10 protein-coding genes are annotated in these 12,904 nt (G+C 45.4%); 3 read left to right on the top strand and 7 right to left on the bottom strand.

Annotated elements, in window-relative coordinates:
* The first annotated feature begins 59 nt into the window (after positions 1–59).
* On the top strand, positions 60–482 hold the full coding sequence (locus WG943_RS12745) for a hypothetical protein (protein ID WP_340409528.1): 423 nt from the start codon (positions 60–62) through the stop codon (positions 480–482).
* 113 nt (positions 483–595) lie between these two features.
* On the opposite strand, the gene hslU is transcribed toward WG943_RS12745, so the two are convergent.
* The 3 genes from hslU to lon form a co-directional block, all read right to left on the bottom strand.
* Positions 596–1,990 carry an ATP-dependent protease ATPase subunit HslU gene (gene hslU / locus WG943_RS12740; RefSeq protein ID WP_340409526.1) on the bottom strand — a complete coding sequence of 465 codons (1,395 nt, stop codon included), beginning with the start codon at positions 1,988–1,990 and terminating at the stop codon, positions 596–598.
* Positions 1,991–2,049: 59 nt separating this feature from the next.
* Positions 2,050–3,096, bottom strand: coding sequence for a type IX secretion system protein PorQ (gene porQ, locus WG943_RS12735; protein ID WP_340409525.1), 1,047 nt, complete (start codon positions 3,094–3,096; stop codon positions 2,050–2,052).
* 110 nt (positions 3,097–3,206) lie between these two features.
* The gene (gene lon, locus WG943_RS12730; protein ID WP_340409524.1) at positions 3,207–5,699 is read right to left on the bottom strand and encodes an endopeptidase La; all 2,493 of its coding nucleotides are present in this window, start codon (positions 5,697–5,699) and stop codon (positions 3,207–3,209) included.
* Between the two features lie 225 nt (positions 5,700–5,924).
* On the opposite strand from lon, the gene WG943_RS12725 reads away from it, so the two are divergent.
* Positions 5,925–7,907, top strand: a complete 1,983-nt coding sequence (locus tag WG943_RS12725) for an OmpA family protein (RefSeq protein WP_340409522.1) — start codon at positions 5,925–5,927, stop codon at positions 7,905–7,907.
* 9 nt (positions 7,908–7,916) lie between these two features.
* Complete coding sequence (locus WG943_RS12720) at positions 7,917–8,660, top strand: DUF4184 family protein (RefSeq protein ID WP_340409520.1); 744 nt, start codon at positions 7,917–7,919, stop codon at positions 8,658–8,660.
* A gap of 54 nt (positions 8,661–8,714) precedes the next feature.
* Here the strand turns inward: WG943_RS12720 and WG943_RS12715 are convergent, their stop codons facing one another.
* Genes WG943_RS12715 through WG943_RS12700 form a run of 4 tightly spaced genes read right to left on the bottom strand, consistent with a single transcriptional unit; the run spans position 8,715 to position 12,842 of the window.
* Complete coding sequence (locus WG943_RS12715; RefSeq protein WP_340409518.1) at positions 8,715–9,218, bottom strand: DUF6702 family protein; 504 nt, start codon at positions 9,216–9,218, stop codon at positions 8,715–8,717.
* Between the two features lie 2 nt (positions 9,219–9,220).
* On the bottom strand, positions 9,221–10,315 hold the full coding sequence (locus tag WG943_RS12710) for a LysM peptidoglycan-binding domain-containing protein (RefSeq protein ID WP_340409516.1): 1,095 nt from the start codon (positions 10,313–10,315) through the stop codon (positions 9,221–9,223).
* 14 nt (positions 10,316–10,329) lie between these two features.
* Positions 10,330–11,643, bottom strand: a complete 1,314-nt coding sequence (gene rseP / locus WG943_RS12705) for an RIP metalloprotease RseP (RefSeq protein WP_340409512.1) — start codon at positions 11,641–11,643, stop codon at positions 10,330–10,332.
* A gap of 47 nt (positions 11,644–11,690) precedes the next feature.
* On the bottom strand, positions 11,691–12,842 hold the full coding sequence (locus WG943_RS12700; RefSeq protein ID WP_340409511.1) for a 1-deoxy-D-xylulose-5-phosphate reductoisomerase: 1,152 nt from the start codon (positions 12,840–12,842) through the stop codon (positions 11,691–11,693).
* Positions 12,843–12,904: the final 62 nt, after the last annotated feature.

Raw genomic sequence — 12,904 nt, 5'->3', positions numbered from 1 at the left:
CTATAAACCGAACAACCTTTGTTAAATAACATATAGTACTAAAGCAAGTCGCAAAAGTTATGGAGAAAGGTTTAAAAACGTTAGATGATGCCATTTGCCTAGAAGATGCTCCTCATTTCGTGCTGGAATATCTTGAGTCAAAAAGCTATCTAAGATTGATATGGAAGCGCAAGCCCAACACTTTAGAGTATAAGCACGCAATCACCCATTGGTTTCATCATCTGCAAACGCAACAAGCAGAGCGAACGCTATTTTATAATTTAAAAGCGGGATTAATATCTGACGAAGATAAAGTATGGAGTGAAGCATTTATTAAAAAACTGCTGCCAAAATCCAACCTTAAGAAAATGGCTTCGGTAATTGCAGATAACATTTACCAACGCATGCTAATCCAAAAAATGCATACTGTAAACAAAACCCCTCAGTATCAGCTGCAGTTCTTCACCAATGAATCCGAAGCATATAACTGGCTTCTTTCTTGACTTATACAAATGTAAAAAGCTGGTGCTCCTACCATAGCAGAAACACCAGCTTTAAAGTATGATCAAAAGTATAAATCTACAGAAGAGCCTGCATTTATACTTCACTCTCTAATTTACAGTATATACTGGCTAAGGTCGCGGTTCTTTACCATATCTGTCAGGCGTTCCTGCACCATAGCGCGGTCTACTAAAATGCGTGCATTGGCGCCGATCTTATCCGGTACATCAAAAAGGATGTCATTTAGCAGGCGGCTCATTACTGTTTGCAGACGGCGGGCACCGATGTTTTCTACTTCTGTGTTTACCTCGTAGGCTATCGAAGCGATCTCGTCCAGGGCCTCGTCGTTGAAGGTAAGTTCCACGTCTTCTGCTCCTAAAAGTGCTTCATACTGTTTTGTAAGAGCGTTTTTTGGAAATTTCAGGATCTGGTAGAAATCATCTTTCGTCAGGCTATCCAGTTCTACGCGAATTGGGAAGCGGCCCTGCAACTCTGGAATAAGATCAGATGGCTTGGCCACGTGGAACGCACCGGCTGCGATGAACAGAATATGATCTGTGTTGATGATGCCATACTTTGTGTTTACTGTAGAACCCTCTACAATAGGCAACAGGTCACGCTGCACACCTTCACGGCTTACGTCTGGACCGCCACCGCCTTTTTTGCTCGAGCTGGCTACTTTGTCTATCTCATCGATAAAGATAATGCCGGAGTTCTCTGCTTTGAAGATGGCCTCTTCCTTCACCTCGTCCATGTCGATCAGTTTAGAAGCTTCTTCCTCCAAAAGAATCTTACGGGCTTCGGCTATGGTAACTTTACGCTTCTTGGTTTTCTTGGGCATCATACCACTGATCATCTCCTGGATGTTCATCATAGAAGCCTCGTCCATACCCGGACCTAAACCACCAATACCTGGCATGGCGCTTTGCTGCACACGTATCTCTATTTTACGATCTTCCAATTCGCCGTTTCTGATCTTCTCTCTGAATTTTTCGCGAGTGCGCTCGTTCAGCTCATAATCATTGTCTGGCATTGCGTTAGGGTCAGAGCTCAGGCTAACAGGCGAGTTATTGCGTCCCTGGATAGGTGGAATAAGCGCATCAAGTATGATATCCTCTACCATTTCGGCAGCTTTCTGCTTTACTTCTTCCTTTTTCTTCTGCTTTACCAGGTTCACAGACTGCTCTACCAGGTCGCGCACCATACTTTCTACATCACGGCCTACATAACCTACCTCGGTAAATTTAGATGCCTCTACTTTAGTAAAGGGTGCGTCGGCAATTTTAGCCAGACGGCGGGCAATTTCTGTTTTACCTACACCGGTTGCACCAATCATTAGAATATTGTTCGGCACAATATCGCTTTGTATACTTTTGTCGGCATTCATGCGGCGCCAGCGGTTACGAAGTGCAATGGCTACGTTACGTTTAGCATCGTTCTGCCCAATAATATATTTATCCAGCTCTGCTACAATCTGAGCCGGTGTTAAGTGTTCTATTGATTCTAACATAGTAGTCTTTAAGTTAAGGTACGCTACGGTACTTTACAAGCGCCATAGCTTATACGTTATTAACTGCTTTTCTTTTTAAGAATTGTGCTGGTGTTGGTGCTGACGGTAATATAATGGGTGGCACCGGACGGATGAAAGAAGGCGCTGCTGTAGTTTAATTCAAAGGCACGCACGCGTAACATTCCGCCAAGCGAGAAGCCTGCTCCGCCACCTCCATTGTCCAGGCTCAGCTCTTTGCGGCGTAGGTGGTTGTAGCCTGCCCGCAGGTTAAAGTTCTTACTGAACACAAACTCAGCGCCTGCTACAAAGTGACGTGCGATCTTGTCTCCCAGCTGCTTTTCTTCCTTTACCTCATTGCCATTTTCGTCCAGCTGGCCGGGGGCATACGGGTCAAGGTATACAATATCGAACTGGTAAAGCTTATGTGCTGTGACTGACAAACGGACCGGCATATGCTCTGGCTTATAGCTTACACCCAACTGAGCATCCCAGGGCATGGGCTGGCGTTCTCCGTCATCAAAGGTTTTTACCTGATAGCCTAAATTTTTAAAGGCAAGGCCAACAGTAAAGTCTTTTTCAGGATGTTTGAAGGCAACACCGGCATCGGCAAGTATACCTACTGCTTTGTTACCCGCCATACTTGATACCGCTATTTTAGCCGTTGCGCCTATGGTAAAGGCATCTGCTTGCCGAGCATGGGTGATACCCAAAGTATAGTCATTCACATTGAAAGTACCCTCTTCTAAACCTGTAGCGTCGCGCTGTATAAAATCACCGTAGTTCAGGTAGTTCAGGTTTACAGCCCAGCGGCCATACTTTGTATTATTAAAAGCATATGCCAGGTTACTCTGCTTGATATCGGCTAAGTAACCCACATAACTCAGGCTAAGCTGGTTGTCCATTTCGGAATTAAGCAAGGCAGGGTTAGCCGAAACCATGTTCACATCGTGGCCACCCGCCGTAATGTTCACGCCACCTAAAGCAGCTTGTTTGGCATTGGCAGGTAACTCCAGAAACGTAAACCCACGCTGCCCTCCCACCTGCGCCTGTACCTTAAGGGTAAAGCCCAGCAAGATGCAAAGTATGAGAGCAGGGAGTTTTTTCACGTTAACTAGTATGCGTGTTATTGTCATTTCGAGCTAAGCGAGAAATCTAACTTATTGCATAACTGTGAAATGCTTCAGATTTCTCACTACGTTCGAAATGACAGAATTATTTACTCTTTATCAGCTACAGCTTTCTCTTCCGTTACCACCAGTTTCAACGGGTTCTTCACTTTTTCTTTCAGCAGCGCGATCTTCACGACCTCATCCACACGATCAACATAATGGATGTGCAAGCCTTTTATGTACTGGTCCGGAATCTCGGTAATGTCTTTCTTGTTTTTCTGGCTAAGTATAATATCTGTGATGCCGGCACGCTTAGCAGCTAAAATCTTTTCTTTTATACCACCAACAGGCAATACCTTACCACGAAGCGTAATTTCACCTGTCATGGCTAAACGAGATTTTACTTTACGCTGGGTAAACACAGAGGCAATAGACGTGAAAATGGCAATGCCAGCTGATGGACCATCTTTAGGCACAGCTCCTTCCGGGAAGTGAATGTGCAGGTCGTACTGATCGAACAGGCGGTAATCGATGTTCAGCAGCTCGGCATGTGCTTTTAAGTATGAGATAGCTGTCATAGCCGATTCCTTCATCACATCACCTAACTGGCCTGAAAGTGTAAGTTTGCCTTTACCTTTGCTAAGTATAGATTCAATGAAAAGTATATCGCCACCTACCGATGTCCAGGCAAGGCCGGTTACTACACCTGCTGTATCAATGTCCTGATAAATCTCTTTGTCAAAAATCTCCGGCCCAAGACGCTTAGTTACATCCTCCGGCTTAAGAGCTATTGAATACTCCTCTTCCATTGCCTTCAGTTTAGCCGTGTGGCGCACCAACTGGCCAATTTTACGCTCCAGGTTACGCACCCCAGACTCACGGGTATAATCCTCAATAATCTTCTGGATCGTCGCTTTGGATACTTTCACGTCCTCCTCCGTCAGGCCATGCTCGGTAATCTGCTTTGGCAGCAGGTGGCGCTTGGCAATCTCGGTTTTCTCTTCCATGGTATAACCCGTCAGCTCAATAATTTCCATACGGTCACGTAGGGCAGGCTGAATGGTATCCAGGGAGTTGGCTGTGGCAATGAACAGCACCTTAGAAAGGTCGTACTCCACATCCAGATAGTTATCCATGAACGTGCTGTTCTGCTCCGGATCCAGCACCTCCAGCAAAGCAGAAGACGGATCGCCACGGAAATCAGAAGCAATCTTGTCTACCTCATCCAGTATAATTACCGGGTTAGAAGATCCAACTTTTTTGATCTGATTAATGATTTTGCCCGGCATAGCCCCTACGTAGGTACGGCGGTGGCCACGAATCTCGGCCTCATCACGCACACCACCCAACGACATCCTGACATACTTACGGCCCAATGACTCTGCTATAGACCTGCCCAAGGATGTTTTACCAACTCCCGGAGGTCCGTACAGGCAAAGTATAGGCGCCTTCATATCATTCTTTAGTTTCAGCACTGCCAGGTACTCCAAAATACGCTCTTTTACTTTCTCCAGTCCATAATGGTCTGCATCAAGTATCTTTTTGGTGCGCTTCAGGTTAAAGTTGTCTTTGGTGTACTCGTTCCAGGGCAAGTCCAGCAGGAATTCCAGGTAATTTACAGCCACCGGGTACTCTGCCGCCTGCGGGTTTAGGCGAGCCAGCTTATCTATTTCTTTCTTAAAGTGCTGCGCTACAGGCTCCGGCCACTTCTTTTTAGCGGCACGCTCTCTGAAGCGCTCAATCTCCTGGTCCGGTCCCTCCTGCCCCAGTTCGTCCTGAAGCACCTTTATCTGCTGGCGCAAAAAGTAATCGCGCTGCTGCTGGTCCAGGTCGGTGTGTACTTTAGTATGGATCTCCTGCTTCAATTCGAGCAGCTGTATCTCCCGCAGCATCATTTCCAGCAGTTGGGTACCGCGCTCTTTCCCATCGTTTACCTCCAGCAATGCCTGCTTCTGCGCCACATCCACGTTAAGATTACTGCTCAGGAAGTGCGTCAGGAAGCCAGGGTTATCGATGTTATCCAGCGCTACTTGTGCCTCCTGCGGTATTTCAGGGTTCAGCTTCAGCATTTTGCCGGCCGCATCTTTCAGCGACTGTACCAATGCCTTCACGTTCTTATCCTTTTTATTCAGAGGAGTTTCTGTGCAGGCAGTAACTTTAGCAGTAAGGTATGGGTCTTCTGCTGTTACCTCTTCTATTTTAAAGCGGCTATGGCCCTGAATGATAATGGTTGTATTGCCATCAGGCAGTACCAGCATTTTCAGGATCTTAGCCATGGTGCCTACCTCAAATAGGTCTTCTGCAGTAGGGTCGTCGCTGTTGGAGTTCTTCTGGGCAACCACGCCTATTACTTTATCGCCTTTGTGGGCTTTGCGCACCAGCTTCACCGATTTTTTGCGGCTAACGGTAATAGGCAGCACCACTCCCGGGAACAATACTGTATTGCGCACAGCCAGTATCGGAAGTTCGTCAGGTAAAGTATCAGCAGGAAGGTCATCTTCGGCCTCAGCAGTAATGATCGGGATCATTTCAACTTCGTCGTCGTCGGATATATTGCTCAGTAAAAGATTTTGTAGGAAGTTCTTTAGCGTATAGTTCATATAAAGATCAATGCCATTATGACAGGTACAAGTATGAAAAGCTCCTGTTCACTATTTTCGGTATACTAGTCAAGACTTATGCCACACTGTGTTATTCTGCTTTTTTGTCTTGCCTAGTGATAAAATGTAATGCAAAATTATGATTAATGCGGCACCTTTAAACGAATTAATCACAAAAATTTAATACAAAAACAATATCTTTGGCCAGAGGATAAATCTACTTTAATGAGGCTACTCCCCCTGCTCATATCTACATTTGTTGTTTTCATGCTGATACCGCTGTACAGTATCGGTCAGATGCAGCATGTGCCGTTAGACAGTACGCAAGGCCTTAAAATTAGTAAAACAGCCCCAAAACCAGAGATTCACCTCAGCTTCCCTAATATAAATAAAATCCCGTATTATCGCGATACCAAAAAGCTTTCTACAATTCAAAAGCTGGAAAAAAGAAAGCAATACGACCAGGTGCTGCCTTTACTGGAGAGCTATGTTACGAGTTTCGGCATCCAAAACTTTTATAAAGACACTTACCTGCTCTGGCGCCTGGGGCAGCTTTTTGAGCGCACCGGCAGAAAAGAGGAAGCAAAAGAACTTTATAGGCTCGTTCTAAAGCACCATCGCACCGATGCCCGTGGCGTTTACTCCTACTACGACTCGCTGGAGCAGAACAGTAAAAACTATTACGTGCCGTTGGATTATTACTACGAGCTGGTGGAATACCGAAAGTCTGTTGCCACATTTAAGCCGCCAAAAGGTGTTTACCTGAACATGGGCAATACCATCAACTCTCCTTTCGAGGATTACGGCCCAACCATTAACAGCGAGAACGAGGTGTTTATTTATACTTCGAAGCGTAACTTACAAGGGCTTAACGGCCGCGCCAACGAAGATTTATACTTTTCAAAACAAAATAACGGCTATTGGGAAGAGGCACAATCGTTTGGCAAACCTATTAACAGTATTTACAACGAAGGCTCCGCTTGCCTTAGCCGCGACGGCCAAACTTTATACTTTGCTCGCTGCGAATCTCCGGACGGTTACGGCAACTGCGACCTGTATGTAGCTAAAATGCAACCAGACGGTAAATGGGGAGACATCAAAAACCTGGGACCTGAAGTAAATTCTAATGCATGGGATTCTCAGCCTACGCTCTCATTAAACGAGGATACCTTATACTTTGCCTCTGACCGCTTAGGCGGTTTTGGCTTATCGGATATCTACTACACGTATAAAACCAAAAATGGCAGCTGGGCATCGGCGCAGAATCTGGGTCCTACAATTAACACACGCGAAAGCGAAGTTAGCCCCTTCTACCACCCTAAATACCAGGTGTTATACTTTAGCTCCAGAGGCCAGCTTTACAACTTCGGCGACTTTGATATCTATAAAACCTATTATGTGCAGGGGCATTGGCAGGAGCCTCGCAATATAGGGCCGTTGGTTAATGGCAGGGGCAGTGAATATTACTTTACCATCGATGCCGGGTCCAAAAATTTATACTACGCTCGCTCCGAAGCCAACGATATCCAGAATTTAGACCTGTACTCGTTCCCGCTACCAATGGAGGCGCACCCATTGGCCGTAACAAAAGTTCATGGTGTTTTAACCGACTCTATTACAAATAAGCCACTGTCAGGCATCGTTTCTATTATTGACCTGGATAATGGCATTGAGGTGTCTTCTAAATACCTGCGGCCTGATGGGTCTTTTGAATTTGAACTGATAGACAATTCGCGTTATCTTCTCCTGATCCAGGGGCCGGACTTTTTCACGATTGAGCGGGAAATCTCGTTGCGCGACGATACATCGATACAACTGATGACTACGTTGATAGACTACAGCATACCGATGGTATTCGAGAATATTGTTTTTGATCAGAACCAGTCTGATATAAAAGAGGAAATGAAGCCGATACTAGATGAAGTAGCTTTGTTTCTGATAGACCACCCAACCTTCAGGCTGGAAATTGCCGGCCACACCGACAGCGCCGGCGACAAAGACTTTAACCTCGTATTGTCTCAGGACCGTGCAGATGCTATAAAACGATACATTATGCAACGCGTAAGTATGGCTGATAACCGAATTGATGCCATTGGCTACGGAAGCTCTAAACCGATAAAAGAAGAGAAAACTGCAGAAGACCGAAAAGTGAATCGCCGTGTAGAGTTCAGGTTGATAAAGCCTGAGAAGCCTGAGCGTGGTTTTTAGATTGATAAAATGCCTTTTACCGCAGCCCATCCTGCCATTATACTCCCGCTAAAGTATAAGTTTGGCCGTTTCTTTTCCACTACAGGTCTGGTAATTGGAAGTATAGCACCGGATTTTGCCTATTTTCTTAATCCGATCATCACCACTAAGGTTAGCCATACTTTAAAAGGAGTGCTGGTATTTAACCTGCCGATTACTATCATACTTGCTATACTTTTTCATGCAATTGTGCGCGAACAGGTTATTCGGTTCCTGCCACCTTTCTTAAAGCAGAAAGCAGTTATTGCGGCACAAGTAAAATGGTTTAATTACCTCAAAAAGAACTGGCACATCTTTTTGATTTCCACCTTGATCGGTATACTTTCGCACCTCTTCTGGGACAGCTTTACTCACTACTCCGGCTTTTTTGTACGCCACTTCCCTATACTTCGCAGGCCAGTTGATTTTTTTGGCTACGCCTTACCGCTTTGCCGCTGGATACAGCACATTAGTACTTTAATGGGTTTAGCAGCTATAGCTTTTTACATCAGAATATTGCCTGCTTATACCTTACCACAGAACGTAAAGCATGGCTGGTTATACTTTTGGGGAATTGTATTGGGAGCTGGTTTCCTGCTGCTGCTTGTTACAAAGCCAAGCGTATCCGGGTTAAATGAAGTAGAGCGATGGGTGGTGCGTTACTTGAGTGGTAGCCTGGCAGCTTTAATTATACTTTCGGCTATTACAAAGCTGTGGCAGCGGTTGCTTAGCTAATAGCAATTTCTGCTGTATACTTAGCTAAAGTATAGTAGCGACAGGTAGCGTAGTTTACAAATCGAACTTCTTCTGCTCCTCGCCGCGCTGCAGCAGGGCGCTTTCGGTTTTGCCTTTGTAGTTCAGGTTTACAATATTCATCTGGTCGTTGAAGATCTCAGTAAGTACAGCGTTTTTAACGTATAGCTGCCCCACCGATGCACTTTTTACAGGCACCTCAACATACATCCAAACGGCATCAGTCTCAGCCTCTGAGCCAAGTAATTTATACTTTAGGGGTTTTCCCTTCGTCAATTCAAAGCTAAGTTTAGTTTGGAGGTAAGCGTAAATTTGCTGTTGCTGTTCAGCGGAGGCACTGTTATAGATAACCTTCGTCTTTGTAAACTTAGATACAGCATTTTCCAGGTCATCGGTAAACACCCGCAGCGACACCTCCAGAGACTGTGTGCGTGGATTATACTTTATATCCGTGATACTGGTATGGAAATCATGCGCCAGAGCAGGCACAACAGATGCTGCCACAAAAAACAGCAGTAAAAACAGAAATTTATACTTCATACTTACTTTCCGGATACAGGCAGGTCTGATAATACACGCTTGGCCATTGCCGGCATATTATCGCTGGCAATGCGCTGCACATCGTTCATGTTGGAATGATATGGCACCTTTACCTTATTACCCGACACTAACTCTCCTTTGCTGTTGTAGATAGAGTAATGAACCATGAAATCACGCTCATAGTTCAGGGCAGCACGATCCAGGCAGTTTTCGTAATTGGTTTTTACTTCAAACTGATTGATAAAAACATAATAGTCGATGCCGTACTGGTTGTTAAAGTAATTAAAAAAATCAGGGTCTTTAACCTTGACACCAAAGTGCTTTGATGGATCCTGGGCAACAGGTAAGGGTTGCTGCTCTTTCTCCAGACCTAGTTTTTCTTTCTGCCGCTCTACCCAATCCAGGGCACCGCCTTTGTCTTCTTTTACCACCGGCTGGCTGTTATACTTTGATTGCTTGTTATCTTGGTATCCGTAGCTAAGCGATTTATAAAGCCGGTTCAGTTCACTTACACTATCGCGGTACACGCCACCCAGCAAGTGTATCGTTTCATACCCATCTGGAGCTAGCAAGGCATTCAACCTGTTTCGGAAAACATGTCGCACATTCTGACGAGGAATCTTAGATTTTCTTGCGATCTCATCGTCGGCATCAGAGAAGTATAAGTATGGGTCGAAGGGGATAACCATCACCCTACTCTTGGTTTTATACTCGGCTGTGGCAGGTGCTGATGATCGGGATGCAGAAGTACTGCCAACCGGAGATGTGCCAGCGGGTGCGGCTTTAGAAGTTGCTACAGTACGTGATTTTGGTTTAGCTACTGAAGCTGCAACCATGGTTTGGCGATCAAGGTACAGCGTTTGTCCTATCTGCAGTTTATGGCCGTTCCACTTCTGAAGAGAATCTAAGTTAATATTAAATCGGCGGGAAAGGCTGTAGTAAGTGTCGCCTTGCTGTACTAGGTACACGCTGTCGCCGGGTGCGGCAACAGCGTGCTGGTTTATATTTGTAAGCTTTGCTGCAGGAGCAGCTTCAGCGGTAATAAGTGCAAATACTAATAATAAGTTTGTTAGGGTATACGTCGCGATGGCTTTCATGAGAGGATCTTTGGTTAGAAGATTATCTTGAACACATCGTTAAATATAGCAAATGCCATTAAGCCTAACAATAAAACCATACCCACTTTTTGGGCATTCTCTAAGAAATTATCCGACGGCTTGCGTCCGCTGATCATTTCGTAAGTAAGAAATACTACGTGACCTCCATCCAGGGCCGGAATTGGCAGAAAGTTCATAAACGCCAGCACCATCGAAAGCATAGCCGTAATATTCCAGAACTTGTACCAGTCAAAGGTATCACCGAAGATCTGAGCAATGCCGATAGGGCCGCTTAACGATTTAGAAGCCGAAACTTCACCTCTGAATATCTTACCAAAACCCTTCAGGTTAGCCGTTATTACGCTAAAGGCCTGGTCTGTACCCATCGGAATGGATTCTGCTAAACTATACTCTCTGGTGGCCGTCTGCAGCAGTGGCACAGCCCGGAAACCAATCGTACCGTCCTCGTCTACTCCAACTTTCAGTTTTACCAGCTTTTCATTTCGCTCTACAGTCATGGTAACAGGCTTGCCAGCGTTGGTTTTTAGTGCTTCCTGAAACTCATGGAAAAACTTAACGCTTTCGCTGTTTATCATTGTAATAAAGTCGCCTTCCTGAAGACCTGCTTTGGCTGCAGCACTACCTTTTACCACTTGCCCTACCTTAAATGGCATGCGAGGCTCCACAAAAAACATCTGGCTTTTGTTGTCAGCCAACTTGTCCATTAAGTCTACCGGCACCTTCAAGTCAACCATCTGGCCATTGCGCTCTACAGTATAGTATGAGTTTCTGCCAAGCAAGGCATCCATCGAGCGGATATCCTCGAAACGCTCCAGTTCTTTGCCATTTACGGCCACTACCTTATCGCCAGTCTGAAAACCGATATCCTGGCCGATCTCATTAGGCACAATGCCATATTTTACTTCTTTTGCCGGTATGTACTGCTCGCCATAGTTATAGGTAAGGGCAATGTAAATAACAATACCCGTGATCACGTTTACAATAATACCGCCCATCATCACAATAAGGCGTTGCCAGGCTGGCTTAGCACGGAACTCCCAAGGCTTTGGCTCTTCCTTCAGCGCCTCTGTGTCCATCGACTCATCCACCATACCGGAAATTTTCACAAAGCCTCCCAGCGGAATCATGCCCAGCATGTACTCTGTTTCGCCGATCTTCTTGCTAAAAATCTTTGGAGGGAAGCCTATGGCATACTTTTCCACGCGCATTCCAAACCACTTAGCTGTCAGCATGTGGCCCAGCTCGTGTAATCCTACCAAAATCGTCAGGCCCAAAATGAGCTGACCGACCATTACTAAAATATCCATCAAAAAAAGTTAATCTTGTTGTGCTGTGCGCCGCAAGGGCATCAGTTTTATTTGTTTATAAGTTCTGAGGCCTTCTCACGAGCTTCTCTGTCTGTATTAACATAGTCCTCGTAAGAAGGATTCGCAATATACGCAACTTTTGCCATACAACTTTCGATGATATCAGACATCTGCAGGAAGCCAACCTCATCGCGAAGAAAAGCACTTACGGCAACTTCGTTTGCTGCGTTCAGGATGCAAGGCATATTTCCACCTTTCTCCATTGCAGCATAGGCCAGCGCCAGGTTCCGGAAAGTTTCAAGGTCTGGTTGCTCAAACGTAAGCTGCGGGTAGTTCATAAAGTTAAAGCGAGGAAAATCAGATTTTAACCTGTTAGGGTAACCCAATGCGTACTGTATCGGCAATTTCATATCAGGCAGGCCCAACTGAGCTTTTATCGAGCCATCTTCAAACTGCACCAGCGAGTGAATAATAGACTGCGGATGCACCACGACCTCTATCTGCTCATTTTTAAGACCGAAGAGCCATTTGGCCTCTATCACTTCCAGACCTTTGTTCATTAAAGATGCCGAGTCGATCGTGATTTTTGCGCCCATGTCCCAATTCGGATGCTTTAGGGCCTGCGCCTTGGTTACGCTAGCCAGTTCTGCAGCAGTTTTCCCTCTAAACGGACCTCCGGAGGCTGTAAGTATAATTTTCTCGATTGGGTTATGAAACTCGCCGGCAAGGCACTGGAAAATAGCGCTGTGTTCCGAATCTACGGGGTAAATATTTACAGCATGCTCTTTTGCCAAATCTGTGATCAGTTGCCCTGCCACTACCAACGTTTCCTTGTTAGCTAGTGCAATGTGCTTTCCTGCTTTAATAGCGCGAATTGTTGGCTGTAAACCAGCATAGCCTACCATAGCGGTAAGCACCATATCCACAGTACCCATCTCCACTACAGAGCAAAGGGCATTAGCGCCGGCGTATACTTTAATGTCAGTATGTTGCAGGGCATCCTGTACTTTGTCGTAAAGGCTCTCATTTGCTATTACAACAGTATTAGGATTAAACTCTAGCGCTTGTTGTATTAAAAGGTCGGCGTTGTTGTGGGCAGTAAGCACCTCTAGCTCAAAGCTCTCAGGATTTGCCTTAATAACGTCCAGGGCCTGCGTACCAATAGAACCGGTAGAGCCCAGTATGGCAATTCTTTTCATTTAATTACGAAGTGTAAACTGCATGTAAATAGCTTTGAGCATACTATCTGCTCACATTTAAC

It is taken from the genome of Pontibacter sp. H249 (genome assembly GCF_037892465.1).
In the GTDB taxonomy this organism is placed as follows: domain Bacteria; phylum Bacteroidota; class Bacteroidia; order Cytophagales; family Hymenobacteraceae; genus Pontibacter.
This window is presented reverse-complemented; position numbering and strand designations above follow the sequence as displayed.